The organism is Nocardia camponoti (assembly GCF_014646135.1).
Taxonomy (GTDB): Bacteria; Actinomycetota; Actinomycetes; order Mycobacteriales; family Mycobacteriaceae; genus Nocardia; species Nocardia camponoti.
Map to the genome: position 1 here is coordinate 1524764 of NZ_BMMW01000001.1, position 17017 is coordinate 1541780.

Here is a 17017-nt window from a genome sequence, read left to right on the forward strand (position 1 = left end):
AACTCCGCGCGTACCCATCGCGACCAATCAGAAAGGCAATCATGCACTTGGCCGAGATCAGCAAACGTGCCCTGCACTTTTTTGAGAGTAGGGACCACACCGTCGTTCCGTCCGCACCACTGATCGCGGACGATCCGACGCTGCTGCTGATCAACGCCGGGATGGCACCCTTCAAACGATATTTTCTCGGCGAGGCAACTGCGCCTTTCCCGCGAGCCACCAGCGTGCAGAAATGCGTGCGGACCGTGGATATCGAGGAGGTCGGCAAAACCAGCAGGCACGGCTCATTCTTCCAAATGTTCGGAAACTTTTCCTTCGGCGATTACTTCAAAGAACGGGCCATCCCGCTGGCGTGGGAGTTCATGACAACTCCAACTACCGATGGTGGCCTCGGGCTGGCCGAGGACCGGCTGTGGGTCACCGTCTACCAAGACGATCCCGAGGCTGAGCACATTTGGCGAAAGCTCGTCGGCGTACCGGCCAGCCGGATTCAGCGACTGGGCATGGCGGATAACTTCTGGTCGATGGGAGTGCCTGGCCCCTGCGGGCCGTGCTCCGAGATCTGTTACGACCGTGGCCCCGAGTTCGGTCAAGACGGCGGGCCTGCGGCCAATGACGAGCGATACCTTGAGATTTGGAATCTCGTGTTCATGCAGAACACACGTGGCGAGGGACCTGCCAAGGAGGGATACCCGATCCTCGGCGGTCTCCCCGCCAGGAATATCGACACCGGGTTCGGGGTAGAACGCATGGCCGCGCTTCTTCAAGACGTCCCGACTATTTTCGACATCGATACCACGCGGCAAATACTCGCTCTCGCTGCCGAATTGAGTGGAACGACATACGGCAAGAGTGTGAATACCGACGTCTCGCTGCGCGTGGTCGCAGACCATATTCTCGCGAGCACGATGCTGATAGGCGACGGCGTCACCCCGGCCAACGAGGGACGCGGATACGTCTTGCGGCGCATCCTGCGTCGCGCGGTTCGCATGATGCGGCTACTGGGCACCGACGACCCCGTCGTCGGCGAGCTCTTCACCAAAACCATCGACGTCATGGGCTCGACCTACGCTGAGTTGATCGAGGACAGGGCTCGTATTCACTCCCTCGGCGAGGCCGAGGAGGGGGCTTTCGCCAAGACACTGAAAGCGGGCACCGCGATATTCGATGTTGCTGCCAGCAAAGCGGCAGAATCGCGGATATTGCCGGGCGACAAGGCTTTTCAACTCCACGACACCTATGGATTCCCCATCGACTTGACGGTGGAAATGGCTGCGGACGCTGGTCTCTCGGTCGATCGGGAGGGCTTCGCGCTCCGGATGCAGGAACAACGCGCCCGCGCTAAAGCTGATGCTCGCCGTCGTAAGTCAGGCGGTCGAGGCGACATCGATGTGTACCGCGAATTGCTAGCGGCTGCCCCGACGGAGTTCACCGGATACACCGAACTTGAGTCCCAAGCACGCGTTCAAGGCGTGATCCGCGATGGCGAACGGGTCTCGTCCGCGTCAGCTGGTGAGATTGTCGAGGTAGTTCTGGATCGCACCCCGCTCTACGCCGAAGGCGGGGGACAAGAAAGCGACGCCGGACGCATCACGGCGGACGACGTCGAATTGGAGGTGCTCGATGTTGAAAAGATAGACCGCAAACTGTGGGTACATCGAGTCCGCGTCGTTGCCGGGGAGATCGCAGAGGGGCGCAACGTCGTGGCTCGCGTCGACTCAGAGTGGCGCACGGGGGCCCGTCAAGCTCACTCGGCTACCCACATTGTTCATGCCGCGCTTCGTCAAATCCTCGGCCCTACGGCGCTCCAGAGCGGTTCGCTCAATAGGCCGGGTTACCTGCGCCTTGATTTCGCATGGCAGCGGCCGTTGTCCTCGGAGACACTCAGCGAAATTGAGGAGGTCGCGAATCGCGCGGTGCGCCAGGACTTTCCCGTCGGCATCGAATACATGCCGCTTCCGCACGCACGTGAGCTCGGTGCTCTCGCGCTGTTCGGTGAGACCTACGACGAGGACGTACGCGTTGTCGAGATTGGCGGCGATTGGTCGCGGGAACTGTGCGGCGGCACGCATGTCGAACGGACCGCGCAGGTGGGGGCGCTGACTTTCATCGGTGAATCGTCCGTCGGCTCCGGGCTGCGACGCCTCGAAGCGCACGTCGGCCTCGACGCTTTGCGATTTCTCGCGAGCGAACGTGCAATGGCGGTCAAAGTGGCTGACCTCCTTCATGTTCCTACGGCGGAGATCAGCGATCGGGTCAGCGGAATCATCGACGAACTTCGCACTGCCCGAAAGGAACTCGACACTCTTCGGGCGGAACAGCGGGCTCATCTCGCGACGGTTCTTGCTGGGCACGCGGTGACGGTCAACGGCGTCAGAGTTGTCGCCGAACAAGTTGCGGGCCCGTCGGCCACAACTGAGCTTCGCGATTTGGCCGTCCAGACGAAGGCCGTACTAGAAGGGAGCCCGGCCGTTGTGGTGCTGGCGGCACTGGGATCGGACCGACCAATAGTGGTGGCCGCGGTCAATCAGCAGGCCAGACGTCTCGACGTCGCCGCAAGTGAGTTGGTGCAGGCCGCGGTCGGCGCGCTTGGGGGTCGCGGCGGCGGTAAGCGCGATCTCGCGCAGGGTGGCGGCGGCGACGCTCGTGCTATCCCGGCAGCGCTTGAGTCCGTGCTGGCAATGGTGGCCCGCGCCGCGACACAGTGACTCACAGCGTTCGGGCCAACAGGCGTACGAGCATGTCAGTACCTCGTGGAAGACTTCTCGACGTGACTGACTCTCGCCGCCTCGTAGACAAACTGTGGTCCTATTGCAACGTTCTCCGCGATGATGGCGTGGGCGTCATCGAATACACCGAACAGCTCACCTACCTACTGTTTCTCAAGATGGCCCACGAGCGGTCTGTGCGGAAGCTCAACCCCCAGCAGATCGTTCCCGATGAGTTTTCCTGGCAGCGGCTACTCGATGCCAAAGGCAGCAAGTTGGAAGTCGAATACACCAACATCCTGGCCGGCCTGGCTAGCCAGAATGGCACCCTGGGTACCATCTTTCGTAAGTCCCAGAACAGAATTCAGGACCCCGCGAAGCTCAAAAGGCTGATCTCAGACCTCATCGATAAGGAGAACTGGTCGGCGTCCGGCACTGACATCAAGGGCGACGCCTATGAACAGTTGCTATCCAAAGGCGCGTCCGACAAGGGGTCGGGGGCTGGCCAGTACTTCACTCCACGTGATCTGATCACTGGCATCGTCGATGTCATCGACCCGAAGCCTTCCGACACGGTCGTCGACCCTGCTTGCGGTACGGGAGGCTTCCTTCTGGTCGCCCACGATCATGCGGCCAAGGGTGCGGAGAACCTCACGCCTGCACAGCGTCGTCACCTGCAAGATGAGTTCGCGTCGGGTGTCGAACTCGTGCCCGGTACCGCGCGGTTAGCCGCCATGAATCTCCTCCTGCACGGCATCGGAACGCCGAATGGCGATTCACTGATCGATGTGCGCGACGCGCTTCTCGCTGACCCAGGTCGGCGATGGAGCGTGGTGCTGTCCAATCCGCCATTCGGGCGCAAATCCTCGCTGACGATGGTTGCGGACGACGGAAGCGAAGAGCGGGAAGACCGCGAAATTGCACGAGCGGACTTCGCTGTCACCACAAGCAACAAACAATTGAACTTCTTGCAGCACATCATGACCATCCTCGACATCAATGGTCGTGCGGCCGTTGTACTTCCGGACAACGTGCTCTTCGAGGGCGGAGCGGGCGAGACGCTGCGGAAGAACCTTCTCAACAACTTCGACTTCCACACCATGCTTCGTCTGCCCACCGGTATCTTCTACGCCAACGGCGTCAAGGCCAACGTGCTGTTCTTCAACAAAAAGCCTGCGGCCGAACACAATTGGACCAAGCGTCTCTGGGTTTACGACCTGCGAACCAATCAGCACTTCACGTTGAAGCAGAACCCGCTTCGGCGTGCGCACCTGGACGAGTTCGTCGCCGCGTATCGCTCCGACCGCGAGACCTTCAAATCTGAACGGTGGGCATCGTTCACTTACGACGAGTTGATGGCACGAGACAAGACCAACCTCGACATCACGTGGCTCCGCGACGACTCACTCGAAGACACTGACAACCTGCCAGCGCCCGAGATCATCGCGCGGGAAATCGTCGAAGATCTCACAGCAGCGCTCGTCGAATTCGAGGCTGTAGCAGCGGCGCTGGAGCAGGCAGGCGTTTCCGAGCCCGCCGATATTGATTAGCCGTCTCGGCTCAGAAGCGGATAGGCCCCGACTACAACCGTTGCCGGGGCCAACTCCAACTCCCTAACCAAATTTCACGCGCAAGCGGCGAGGACCAGTTCGCGGACCTTGGCCGCATCCGCCTGGCCCCGCGTCGCCTTCATCACGTCGCCGACGATCTTGCCCGCGGCGGCAACCTTTCCGCTGCGGATCTTCTCGGCGATATCCGGGTTAGCGGCCAACGCCTTCTCGACCTCAACCTGCAAAGCGGAGTCGTCGCTGACCATGCCGAGGCCCTTCGACTCGACGATCTCGGCCGGGGCTCCCTCGCCTGACAGCACGAAGTCGACGACCTGCTTGGCGACCTTGTTGTTGACCGTCTTCGCCTCAACCAAACCGATGACCTCGGCCACCTGAGCTGGCGTGATCGGCAGGTCGGCCAGCGCGACCTCGCGCTCCTTCGCCTTTTCGGTCAAATACGCAACCCACCACGAACGCGCCTCGTTCGCCGGGGCGCCCGCCTCGACCGTCGCGATGATGAGGTCGAGTGCGCCCGCGTTGACCAGGTCTCGCATGACCTCGTCCGACAGGTTCCACTCGGCCTGGATCCGCGCGCGCACCAACCACGGGTACTCGGGGATGGTCGCGCGCAGTTCATCGACCCAGGCGGCGTCGGGGGCGACGGGCGCGAGGTCGGGTTCGGGGAAGTAGCGGTAGTCCTCGGCGGTTTCCTTGCGGCGACCAGCCGACGTAGTGCCGTCGCCTTCCTGGAAGTGGCGCGTCTCCTGGATGATCTCGCCGCCCGCGGTCAACACCGCGGCCTGACGACGCATCTCATACCGCACAGCAACCTCAACGCTGCGCAGCGAGTTGACGTTCTTGGTTTCGGTGCGCGTGCCGAATTCCTTTGCGCCAATGGGCATCAGCGACACGTTGGCGTCGCAACGCAGCGAACCCTGTTCCATCTTCACGTCCGAGACGTTCAGCGAACGCAGCACCTCACGCAACGCGGTGACGTACGCGCGCGCCACCTCGGGCGCACGCTCCCCCGCCCCGGTGATGGGCTTGGTGACGATCTCGATGAGCGGAACACCAGCGCGGTTGAAGTCGAGCAGCGAGTGGCTTGCTCCGTGGATACGGCCCGTCGCACCACCGACGTGCAGCGACTTGCCGGTGTCTTCTTCCATGTGCGCGCGCTCGATGTCGACGCGGAAGATCGAACCGTCGTCGAGCGTGACGTCGAGGTAGCCCTCGGTCGCGATGGGCTCGTCGTACTGGCTGATCTGGTAGTTCTTCGGCTGATCGGGGTAAAAGTAGTTCTTGCGCGCGAACCGACCCCACGGCGTGATCGAACAGTTCAACGCGAGACCGATGCGAATGGCCGACTCGATGGCCTTGGTGTTGACCACCGGCAGCGAACCGGGCAGGCCGAGGCACACCGGGCACACCTGGGTATTCGGCTCGGCGCCAAACTCGGTGGGGCAACCGCAAAACATCTTGGTCGCCGTGGACAACTCGACGTGGACCTCCATGCCGAGCACCGGCTCGTAGCGGGAGAGAACGTCGGCGTAATCCATCAACTCGGCGGTGGGTGCGCTCATAACATCACAGTCTAGGTAAGCCCACCGACACGGTTGAGCGGTGGTCAGCCGAAGAACGCCTCAGCCTCGCGCAGCCGCTCAAGTGGGACGGTTTTGAGCTGACGTGTCGCCTCGGCGAGCGGCACGAGCGTGATCTCGGTGCCATGCAACGCGACCATCATCCCGAACTTGCCCGCGTGCACGGCTTCGGCAGCATGCACGCCAAAGCGGGTCGCGAGAATGCGGTCGTACGGGGTTGGGCTGCCGCCGCGCTGGACGTGGCCGAGCACGGTCGTGCGGACCTCTTTGCCGATCCTTCGCTCGATTTCAGCACCCAACTGCTGGGCGACGCCGGTGAACCGCTCGTGCCCGAATTCGTCGATGCCGCCTTCGCGCAGCGTGAACCCGGAATCAGCAGCCGGGTGCGAGCCTTCGGCAACAACGACGATGCAGTGCTTATCCCCACGTTGGAACCGCTTTTTGATCAACGCGCAGATCTCGTCGATCTCGAACGGCACTTCGGGAACGAGAATCAAATGCGCGCCAGCGGCGATGCCCGCGTTCAACGCGATCCACCCGGCGTGTCGGCCCATAACCTCGATCAGCATCACGCGCTGATGCGATTCGGCGGTGGTGTGCAGGCGGTCGATCGCTTCGGTGGCGATCGACAACGCCGTGTCGTGGCCGAACGTGACGTCGGTGCAATCGATGTCGTTGTCGATGGTCTTCGGCACGCCGACCACCGGCACGTCCTCATCGGCGAGCCACGACGCGGCCGTGAGCGTGCCTTCGCCGCCGATCGGAATCAGCGCGTCAATGCCGTTGTCGTCGAGCGTCTGTTTGATCCGATCCAACCCGGCCCGCAACACGTCGGGATTGGTGCGCGCGGTGCCGAGCATCGTGCCGCCCTTGGCAAGCAGCCGATCGGTGCGGTCGTCGTTGTTGATCCGAATCTTGCGGTCTTCTAACAGCCCACGCCAACCGTCTTCGAAGCCGATGATCGCGTCGCCGTAGCGACCGTTGGCGGTGCGAACAACCGCGCGGATCACCGCGTTCAAGCCTGGGCAGTCGCCGCCGCCGGTCAAGACTCCGATGCGCATGCGCCCCATCTTGCCGCACAATCGGCGATCAGGGGCAGCGACCTCCGCCGAGTTCGGTGAGGTGCTTGCCGATCACGGCGGCGAGCTTGTCGAGCATGGTCATGCCGTCGTTGAAGGCACCCGAATCTGGTTGTGCGGCAAAGGCAACCGCGACGCGACCGCTCGGCGTGTCGATAAGCCCAAACTGTCTGACCAGGTATTTGCCGGAAGTGTCTGGGCCCCAACCACCTTTGAAGTCGGCGCTGTTGAACGCGCCAAGTCCCCAGCGATGACTAGGGGTGATCTGGCCCATGTACCCAACAACGCGCTCGTTGCCGGGCAGGCACGGGAGGTTCGCCGCGAAGCGCACCTGGTTGGCGAGTGACCAGTCGGCCTGGCCGAAAGCCGAAGCGTCACTTCGGGTTCGGGTCGGTGGCACGGTCGTGACCGGGTCGCCGCCTTCGCGCAGAATCTCTTCCACGGCCTTCGCCGCGTTGTCACCAGCACCTAGCGACTGCCACAGCGTGTCGGCGGCGTCGTTGTCGGAGGCGGTGATGGCCGTGCTCGCCGCGCTCGCGTAGGTCGACCCGCGCCGCAGCACGGCGACGGCGAGCGGCACCTTCATCGTCGACCACGCGGGTCCGGTGGTCCAGTCACCAAAGGTGACCATCTTGTCGCCACCGACGGGCATGATCGTCAACCCGGCGGTCCCGCGAAAGCTCGCGCGCGCGGCGGCGAAGTCGGCGGCGAGGCTGCCCGGTAGCGCGATCGAAACGCCGGGACCGACCACCGCGCCAGGATCGGGCGCGATAGTCGGGACGGTGACGGTCGGCGTTGGCGTTGCTTCACGCGGGGGTTTCGCACAGCCGGAGACCAGCGTGAATGCCGTAGCTGCCGTGGCGAGCAGGGTGATTACCCTGCGGTGTCGAGCAATAAACATGGTGTGACGCATCTTTGTTCGGAAGTCCCCCGGTTTCGCGGTGACTGTCACCGTACTGGGCGTAACACTTATTTCCCAGTTGGGTCACTTGCTCCGCGCACGCGATGCTCGCCACTGTAGATGTTCATCGTGTCGCCGCGCAGGAAGCCGACCAGGGTTAACTCCGACTCTTGCGCCAGGTCAACGGCAAGTGAACTCGGCGCGCTGACGGCAGCCAGCACGGGAATTCCGGCCATCACCGCTTTCTGCGCGAGTTCGAACGAAGCGCGGCTGCTCACCACGAGCACGAGGTTGTCGGCGGGCAGTCGCTTCTCCCGCAACGCCCAGCCGATCACCTTGTCGACGGCGTTGTGGCGGCCGATGTCCTCACGCATCACCAACAGCGTGCCGTCTGCGGTGAACAGCCCAGCCGCGTGCAGGCCGCCCGTCGCGTCGAAGACCTTCTGTTCGCGACGCAGGATGTCGGGGAGTTTCGCGAGGACGTCCGGGTCGATCATCGGGGTGTCGTGGGCGATGGGGAAATGGGTGTGCGTGCGCACGTCGTCGAGCGCGGTTTTGCCGCAGAGCCCGCACGCGCCGGTGGTGAGGAAGTTGCGCGCCGGCGCGGCGGCTTGGCGCTTTTCACGCAACGTCACGTCGAGGACGTTGTAGGTGTTGCGCCCCTCGTCGTCGGTGCCCGCGCAGTATCGCGCGGCGACAAGGTCGTCGGCGGAGGTGATGATGTCTTCGCTGAAGAGGAAGCCATGCACCAGGTCGATGTCGCTGCCTGGCGTGCGCATGGTGATGACGAGCGATTCGCCATCGAGCCGAATTTGCAACGGCTCTTCAACGACGAGCGTGTCGGGACGTTTGACACGCCCGCTTGGCGAGAGCCGGATGGTTTTGCGCCGTGCGGTAACTCTGCTCATCGATGTGGCCGTTTCAGTTCTCAGGCCGCGCCAACCACGAGGTTGATCGTGGTCGCGAGGATGCCGGTACCAAAAGCATAGGACAGCAAACAATGTCGTAGGACGATTGACCGGATCGCTGGGCTCGACACCGAGGTATCCGACACTTGATACGTCATGCCGAGGTTGTAGGAGAAGTAGAGGAAGTCGCGGTAGGCGGGCGGATCTTCGGCATTGTTGAAGTCGATGCCGCCGGTCGGCGCCTGGTAGTAGGCGTAGGCGTAGCGGGCCGCGTACATCAGGTGCACGGCCGCCCACGCCATCGCGACACCGCCAAGCGCGAGCGCGGCACCCACATGGACCGAACTGGAATGGCCGAGGACAAGGATCGTCACGACGCCGATGAGCCCGGCTGACGCGGCGGCGACCACCGAAACCTCTTCGATGAACGGCTGGAAATTCTCGCGTCGCGCGTTGTCGCGGGTGGCAGCCGCGTTCATCGGCCACATCACGATCCAGCCCATCACGACGAAAACTGTTGCGGAGATGGCGATTCCGGCCATCAACCCAATGGGCAGGCCCATCGCGAAGCCGACCAAGGTGCCACCGATGGCACCGATGAGCACCGCGATAACGAGCCGCACGACCGCTGACAGGAGCCAGTTTCTGCCCATGACCGCTGACAGTACCCAACTTCGCCGCGCGCTTGCCCGATCGTTGCTCACGCGCGCGGCGCGCGGCTCGGCAACTCAGTCAGCGCGGCAAGCGACGCTCACCACGCGCCCGGATCGGGCGCGCTCGCGTTCAGGACTTCGGCGATGGGCGTCGCGCGCGCGGTCGCGACCAACGCGCGCGACAGCACCGAGCCCGGTTCCGTCGCCGCGGTGACGAGCGCGATGTGCGCGATGACCGGCGGATCGTCGAGCGGAAGGGCACGCACGCCCTCGGGTCGGCGCACGGTGTGCAGCCAGGTTTGTGGCACGATGCACGCCCACCGACCCGTCGACGCATGCGCGAGCAACGTGACAACCGAGTCGCTTTCGACCTGCGGTGTCGCGACCAGTCCGCGCGTTGCCAGCGCTTGGTCGATGAGCTGTCGGCCGCGCATGCCCCGATTGAGCAGACACATCGGCAGCGCGAGCGCATCGGCCCAGGTCAGCGGGCCGGTGTGGCCAGCGAGAAGTTCGGTACCGGCGACGAGTACGTGCCGTTCTTCATACAGCGGGGTGACGGTGCAGCCTTCGGTGTCGATGCCGTCGGCGTAAACGAGACCGGCGTCGAGTTCGAAGCGCCGAATTCGATCGACAATCGACGCCGATCGCAACCCGGTCTCCACCGCGATCCGAACGAGCGGGTGCTCGGTACAAAACGGGTCGGTGAGCAGCGCGAGCGTGGTCGACGCCGCCGGGATGACACCGATGCGCAGCTCGCCGGTGAGGCCCGTGCGCAGCGCGGTGACTTCTTGTTCGAGTGCGTCACGGTCGGCGAGGATGCGACGCGCCCAGAGGACGAGGCGGTCGCCTTCGGGGGTGAGTCCGTCGAATTGGCGACCTCGGCGAACCAGCGGCACCCCGAGGTCGGCTTCGAGTTTGCGAATCGCCTCCGACAGCGCGGGCTGCGAAACGTAGCAAGCCCGCGCTGCCTTGGCGAAGTGTCGTTCGCGCGCTAACGCGACGAAGTATTCAAGCTGGCGAAAAAGCATGTGCCGCTTGGTCAGTCGTCCTCGTCGTCGGCGGCTTTATTGCGTGCCTTCGCGATTTCGAGTGCGCGCTCAGCGGTTGCCTTGTCCGGGTACGGGCCCATTCGGTCGCCGAACCAGCAGTTTTTGCCCTGCTCAGCGGTGCCGTGCTTGATGCAGTAGTACCAGTCGTCATCTGATGCCATGTCGCCAGTATGCACGTCAACGCATGGGCTCGCCGCCGAAGCCACGGCCCTCGCTGAGGCAGGTTCGCGGATCGCCAGCGCGACGGCGATACCGATCGCGACGCCGATCACGGTGTCGATCGCGCGTTCGCGCAGCATGATCAACGGATCGCTCGGATCGGCCAATTCGGTCATCGACATGATCAACGGCGTGAAGAAACCGATCGCGACGGCGTAGTGGCGTGCCATGAACAATTCGGTCGGATAGAGCAGCGCGATGATGATCAATCCGAGCACTGCCGGATTCCACCCGGGGATCAGCAGCGGCGCGGTGACAGCGAGGCCGACGAACGTGCCGATCACGCGATGCGCGCCGCGTTTGATGCGTCCGCGCGAGTCGGCGGCGGCGAGCGGAACGGCCGCGCCTGCCATCGCCCAGTTCGCGTGGCCCATGCCCAACATCAGCCCGACGCCGCCAGCGAGGGCGATAGCCAGCGTGTAGCGACCAGCTTGCACGAGCGAAACCGCGCCGGTGCGATGCGGGCGGATCGGGAACACCTCGGGCGTTCCGTGCCGTCGCGCGCGGCGGGTCGATTCGATCCAGCCGACCAGCACACACAGTGCGGCCGTGCCCGCGCAGACGGCGAGCGCGAGGCCGGGGTCGCGTTGATGCGGGGCAACCATCGCGATCGCGCCGAAGGCGAAAATCCCGAAAAACGGGCCTTCCGGCCGTAATCCGAGCCGGTCGGTGATCGGCGACGTGACGGCGGCGAACGCCGCGACCGCGCACACGAGTACCAGCGGCGGTACCCGGCTAAGTCCGAAAAGCAGGCCGCCCGCACTCGCGACAACAAGCAGAATCGCGGCTTCGACCTGATGGGTGAACCGCTGTCGCACCGATTCGGCGAACCCATACATGCCGGTGAACGACCCGAAAACGGCGAAGATCAGCAGGTCGGTGCGGCCGAGGGCGATGAGCACTAAGCCAGGGATCGCCAGTCCGGCGAACACGCGCGCGGCAGGCAGGTGGTCGACCTCGGTGATGAGCGCGCGGATGGGCGGGCGCGCCTGAGCGACAAGGGTGCGCAAGAGGTCCTCCGAAGGGTCGGTCTGCTTGTCGATCGTCCCGGGGGGCCAAATCGGTTGCGTGGTAGTAGCCATGGTGGCGTATTCGCGCGGGCGCGCGCAAGCTGCCCACATTGTTGTGAACGCCATTTTTCCACGTCGGACCTGCGGTAATAACTCCGGCCTATCGGCTGTGCGGAAGTTGGTCCTGGCATGTAGCGAAGGCAAGACGGAGAATGAGGCCACTACTGACGTTAGGTGTGCGCGCCTCCGTCCGTGGTCGCACCACGCGGTACAGAATTCCAGGCGAGACACTTCACCCGCTTCGTAGCTTCGAAGGGAAGTTCGTCATGACTGAGGCCTCTGAAGCCCCGTTCACCAAATGGGACCCCGACAACGGGCCCAGTGCCGAGGCTGACCGAGAAGCTGTCCCGAAGGCCAAACCGTACAAGCACCCGGCTGCCGGGTGGGGTGCCGCGATCGCGGTCGGCAAGTTCATGATCCTCAAGGAACATGAACCGTTCATCGGGACATACGGCATGTTCAAGATGAACCAGTACCAGGGCGGCTTCGACTGCCCCGGCTGTGCATGGCCCGACGCGCGCGACGGCCTCATTCTTGACGTGTGTGAGAACGGCATCAAGCACACGACGTGGGAAATGACCCACAACCGCACAACGCCGGAATTCTTCGCCGAACACACGGTCAGCGAGTTGGCGACGTGGAGCGATTACGACCTGGAAAACCAGGGTCGACTCACCCACCCGATGGTCTATGACGCCAAGACCGACCATTACGTGCCGATCAGCTGGCAGGACGCGTTCGAAATGGCGGGCAAAGCCATTCGCGAACTGCCCGATCCGAACCTCGCCTCGTACTACACGTCCGGGCGACTCGCGAATGAGGCCACGTTCCTCTACCAACTGATGATTCGCGAGACCGGCACCAACAACATGCCCGACTGTTCGAACATGTGCCACGAGGCGAGCGGTCGCGGTTTGCAGGCGTCGCTCGGCACCGGCAAAGGCACGTGCGACCTCGACGACTGGGATCAGTCCGACGCGCTGTTCATCATGGGCCTCAACGCCGCATCGAACACGCCGCGCATGCTCACCGCGCTGGCCAAGGCGTACAAACGCGGCGCGCAGATCGTGCACATCAACCCGTTCATCGAGGCGGGCGCGCGCGACACGATCATTCCGCACGACATCCCGTCGATGGTCCTGTTCCAGACGACGCCAACCTCCACGCTGAATCTGCAGGTCCGCGTTGGCGGTGACTTCGCGCTCATTCGCGGCATGGCCAAGGCCACGCTGGAAGAGTGCGACACCAATCCCAAGGTCATCAACCACGAATTCATCAACCGGTACACGGTCGGTTTCGACGACTGGATGGCCGAGGTCAAGGGCACGACCTGGGCTGATATCCAGAAGCAGTCGGGGTTGAGCGAGACCGAGATTCGTAAGGCAGCCCAGATTTACTGCGACGCCAAGAGCAGCATCATCAGCTGGTGCCTCGGCGTGACCCAGCATGAGCATGGCGTCGAGACCATCCGCGAAATCGTGAACCTGCTGCTGTGCCGAGGCAACCTCGGTCGCGAGGGCGCTGGTCCTTCGCCGGTGCGTGGTCACTCGAACGTGCAGGGCAACCGCACCTGCGGCATCGACAACCACCCGCCGAAGGCGTGGATCGACCGGCTCAACGAGGTGTGCAAGATCAACGCGCCGTACGAGGACGGTCTCGATGTCGTCGGCACGATTGAGGCGATGCAAGCGGGCAAGATCAAGGTGTTCATGTCGATGGGCGGCAACTTCGTCCAGGCCGCGCCCGACTCGGCGTACACCTACGAGGCGTTCCAGAAGTGCGACATGACCATCATCGTGTCGACCAAGCTCAACCGCAGCCACGTGATTCACGGCAAGCAGGCGCTGATTCTGCCCTGCATCGGGCGCACCGAGCACGACCATCAGCGCAGCGGTCAGCAGGTGATTTCGATGGAGAACGGCATGGCCGTCGTCCACTTGTCGAAGGGCATGAAAAAGCCCGCGTCGCGTCACCTCAAGTCTGAGCCCGCGATCTTGGCTGGCATCGCCAAGCAGGCGCTGCCGAACACGAAGACGCCGTGGGAGTGGTACGTCGAGGACTACGACCGCATCCGCGACACCATGTCGAAGGTGCTGGAAGGGTTCGAAGACTACAACCGACGCGTTCGGTTGCCGCTCGGCTTCCGCATTCGCCAGCCAGCGCGCGAACTGATCTTCCTCACGCCGTCGGGTAAAGCCGAGTTCTCCTCGGTCAGGATGCCCGACACGCTGCCGCCCGAAGGCAAGTTCAGTCTGTTCACCACGCGGTCGCAGGATCAGTGGAACACCACGATCTACACCGACAACGACCGCTATCGCGGCATCAAGAACCTGCGCACGCTGATCTTCATGAACAAGCACGACATGAAAGATCTCGGGCTCAAGGAATTCGACGAGGTCGACATCACCAGCTACGCGCGTGACGGGTCGACACGTCAGCTGCTCAAGTACAAGGTCATTCAATACAACATGCCGCGCGGCTGCACCGCCGGATACATGCCGGAGATGAACGTGCTGTGCGCGATTGGCGACTACAGCACCGAAAGTCGGCAGCCGCTGATGAAGAGCGTCAAGGTCACTGTTGTGCCGTCGAAAAACTAAGGGAGACGGATGAATTCGCACGCACAGAAGGTCTACGACGAGATCGTCGGTCATCCAGCGCCGCGCGATCTGGAGTGGACGCGGTTCGTCTCGATGTGGAAAGACATCGCCGACGAGGTGAAACAAGAATCCGGCGACCGACTCGCGGTGAAAATGAACGGCCACCGCGAGGTGTTTCACCGGCAGCACGACGGTCGGGTGTCGATTGGCGATATCGAGCACGCGCGACAGTTGTTGCGCGACAAGCCTGAACCTAAGGGGTCGGGCACGTTGTTCGCCCTGGCGATCGACGCCGAGAAGGGCCGCGTGCTGCGGTTTGACCTCGACACGACGACGGTCACTGACACCGAACATGATGTGCGCAACCATGATTCGGTCGCTCATCACATTCGCACGGTGGAGCGGCACACCGGGCACGACGACTACCCGCAGGTGTTTTTGAAGTTCTTCGACGATCTCGCTGTCGCGTTGATCGAGGAGATCGGGACATCGGGGTTCGTTGTGCTCGGGCACGGGACTGGAAAGTCGGATGTGGCAGACGATTTCGTCGCGCGCATCACCGAGATCAACAAGCCGCTCGCCGACCGGGTACTCGGTGTTGGTGTCGTCGACCTCAGTGCCGCCAACGACGCGACCCTCGAAGCCGAAGCCCAGCGTCTCGCTGGCGCGGCGAAGTAGGAGGAACGATGGGCTATCTGCTCGCGCTTGTCGCCGACCCGACCGCAGATTCGAAAACGGCGAAGTTGGCTACCGAAGCGCAGAAAGTGGCTGTGCGCAACAACATTGACGTGGTGATCTTGGAAGGGCTCGACAAGCTGCCCGCTTACAGCGCCGAGGTCGACACCACCGATGGGCGGCCGTTGATCGCGAACGAATTGCGTCGGTCGGTGTTGGAGGCCGATGGGGTGCTGCTGTTCACGACCGAAGGTTCTGATATTCCGGAGTTGGCCGAGAGCGTGGTGAAGTGGGTTGCTGGGCCCGCTTCGGGGCCGACGATCGTGAATAAGCCGACCGGGGTCATCACGGTTGGGCCCGGTGAGGTGGTCAATCAGCATCTGGCCGACCAATTGCGCAAGGACGGGGCGAATGTGGTTGTCGATGGGGTATCCATCGCGACTGAGTGGTTTGAGCCCAACACGATCAACCGGCTTGGGGATGCGGTTGTGATGGTGGAGTCGGCCGCGCAGTAGGTTTCCCGCGAGTGTTAATGGCCCGCAACCTTTTTCGGTTGCGGGCCATTAATTTTGGTCCCGCGTTTTCGCGCATGTTCGGGCCGACTAGTACACGTAAACGACCGCGTTTTCGCCGCCTACGCAGGTGACGAGTTTGCCGTCGGGGGTGCACATCATGGTGTAGCTACGGCCGGTGACCGGGCTGCTCGCGACCACCGGACGCGGGGCGCTGCTCACTCCGCCCGCCGCATAGGCGGCGCGGACCGCTTCAGCGAAACCACAGCTGGTGACCGTGGTGCCGACCGCGACGCGACTCAATGCGCCTGCGCTGCTTCCGCTTTCGCACGGTTGCGCGCCTGCCGGGAGCGTGACCGGGGCGGCGGTCGTGGTGCGCGGGGCCGCCGTTGTGGTCGCGCGGGGTGCGGTTGTCGCGGGGATGAGCGACGGGGTCGCGGCCGTTTCGCTGGTGTTGTTCTCGCTGCCGTTGAACATGCGCCAGCCGATCAGGGCAAGGATCGCGACGACAACGACGGCGAGCGCGCCAACGAGAATCGGCAACACGAGCGACCGTTTCGGCTGCTCGTAGTACCCGTCGGGGTTTTCCCATTGCCCCTGCCCGTACGGGTGCTCGGGGTAGGGCGCTTCGGCGTACCGCCGGTCACCGTAGGCGTGGTCGCCGTAGTTGTCGGCCTCAGGTTCGCCGTAGTTCGCGTAGGCGGCGCGGTCATCGTAGGGCTGAGGCTGCTGCGGTACCGAATGCTGCCCGGAGAACCCGCGCGCGGACGCCCCGCCCAGGTCGGGATAGTTGCCGCCGTAGTGCTGGGTTGGGGCGGAACGCTGCGGGTCGGGATTTTGCAGGGGGAAGTCGCTTGACCTACCCTGCGCGGGGAAGTCGGCTCGACGCGTGGGGTCGGCTTGGCCTGCGGGTGGGAGGAACTCGGTGGCTGGGCCGGCTTCGCCCTGACCTGCGCCGCCGCGCCCGGGGTGGTCGGCCGGACGACGCGTGGGGTCGGCATTGCCAGTCGGCGGGAGGAACTCCGTGGCTGGGCTTGCAGCGCCCTGGCCTGCGCCGCCGCGCCCGGCGAAGTCGGCGGGACGACGCGTGGGATCAGCATTGCCAGTCGGCGGGAGATACTGGGTAGCCGGGCCCTCAGCATCCTCGTTTGCTGCCGACTGCATGTACTCAGTGGCAGGCCCTACGTAACCATGCCCGACGCGGTCCTGGCCAGCGAAGTTAGCGGCACGACGCGTCGGATCGGCGTTGCCAGCGGGCGGGAGGTACTGGGTTGCTGGGCCCGCTGCGTCGCCTTGTCCCGCCGACGGCAGGTACTCCGTCGCGGGTCCCGCTTCGCCTTGCGCCTGCCAGCCGCTGGCCCGACGCGCGGCTTCGTCCGCGCCAGCTGGCGGGAGGTACTGGGTCGCCGGGCCGTCCGGGTTCGTCTGCGGAAGGTACTCGGGGCCACGTCCCCCGTCGCCACCGCGCCCGGTCGGGTAGTGCTGCGTTGCCTGG

12 protein-coding genes are annotated in these 17017 nt (G+C 63.9%); 5 read left to right on the top strand and 7 right to left on the bottom strand.

Annotated elements, in window-relative coordinates:
- The first annotated feature begins 41 nt into the window (after positions 1-41).
- Both alaS and IEX78_RS07040 read left to right on the top strand, forming a co-directional pair.
- The gene (gene alaS, locus IEX78_RS07035) at positions 42-2708 is read left to right on the top strand and encodes an alanine--tRNA ligase (RefSeq protein WP_188827938.1); all 2667 of its coding nucleotides are present in this window, start codon (positions 42-44) and stop codon (positions 2706-2708) included.
- 62 nt (positions 2709-2770) lie between these two features.
- Positions 2771-4258: a type I restriction-modification system subunit M gene (locus tag IEX78_RS07040; protein WP_188827939.1), complete on the top strand. Its 1488-nt coding sequence runs from the start codon at positions 2771-2773 to the stop codon at positions 4256-4258.
- 74 nt (positions 4259-4332) lie between these two features.
- On the opposite strand, the gene gatB is transcribed toward IEX78_RS07040, so the two are convergent.
- The 7 genes from gatB to IEX78_RS24620 form a co-directional block, all read right to left on the bottom strand.
- Positions 4333-5838: an Asp-tRNA(Asn)/Glu-tRNA(Gln) amidotransferase subunit GatB gene (gene gatB / locus IEX78_RS07045; RefSeq protein WP_188827940.1), complete on the bottom strand. Its 1506-nt coding sequence runs from the start codon at positions 5836-5838 to the stop codon at positions 4333-4335.
- Between the two features lie 44 nt (positions 5839-5882).
- A complete protein-coding gene (locus IEX78_RS07050) occupies positions 5883-6917 on the bottom strand; it encodes an ATP-dependent 6-phosphofructokinase (protein ID WP_188827941.1) in 1035 nt (344 codons plus the stop codon).
- Positions 6918-6945: 28 nt separating this feature from the next.
- Positions 6946-7836, bottom strand: coding sequence for a hypothetical protein (locus IEX78_RS07055; RefSeq protein ID WP_229683753.1), 891 nt, complete (start codon positions 7834-7836; stop codon positions 6946-6948).
- A gap of 68 nt (positions 7837-7904) precedes the next feature.
- On the bottom strand, positions 7905-8744 hold the full coding sequence (gene fdhD / locus IEX78_RS07060) for a formate dehydrogenase accessory sulfurtransferase FdhD (RefSeq protein ID WP_188827942.1): 840 nt from the start codon (positions 8742-8744) through the stop codon (positions 7905-7907).
- Between the two features lie 20 nt (positions 8745-8764).
- On the bottom strand, positions 8765-9397 hold the full coding sequence (locus IEX78_RS07065) for a DUF1345 domain-containing protein (protein WP_188827943.1): 633 nt from the start codon (positions 9395-9397) through the stop codon (positions 8765-8767).
- A 98-nt stretch (positions 9398-9495) separates the two neighbouring features.
- Positions 9496-10425, bottom strand: coding sequence for a LysR family transcriptional regulator (locus tag IEX78_RS07070; RefSeq protein WP_188827944.1), 930 nt, complete (start codon positions 10423-10425; stop codon positions 9496-9498).
- Positions 10426-10436: 11 nt separating this feature from the next.
- Positions 10437-11747 carry an FUSC family protein gene (locus tag IEX78_RS24620; protein WP_188827945.1) on the bottom strand — a complete coding sequence of 437 codons (1311 nt, stop codon included), beginning with the start codon at positions 11745-11747 and terminating at the stop codon, positions 10437-10439.
- Between the two features lie 254 nt (positions 11748-12001).
- On the opposite strand from IEX78_RS24620, the gene IEX78_RS07080 reads away from it, so the two are divergent.
- Genes IEX78_RS07080 through IEX78_RS07090 form a run of 3 tightly spaced genes read left to right on the top strand, consistent with a single transcriptional unit; the run spans position 12002 to position 15525 of the window.
- A complete protein-coding gene (locus IEX78_RS07080) occupies positions 12002-14335 on the top strand; it encodes an FdhF/YdeP family oxidoreductase (RefSeq protein ID WP_188827946.1) in 2334 nt (777 codons plus the stop codon).
- Positions 14336-14344: 9 nt separating this feature from the next.
- Complete coding sequence (locus tag IEX78_RS07085) at positions 14345-15013, top strand: hypothetical protein (protein WP_188827947.1); 669 nt, start codon at positions 14345-14347, stop codon at positions 15011-15013.
- 8 nt (positions 15014-15021) lie between these two features.
- Positions 15022-15525 (top strand): NADPH-dependent FMN reductase, encoded by a 504-nt coding sequence (locus IEX78_RS07090; RefSeq protein ID WP_188827948.1) that lies wholly within the window; start codon positions 15022-15024, stop codon positions 15523-15525.
- Positions 15526-17017: the final 1492 nt, after the last annotated feature.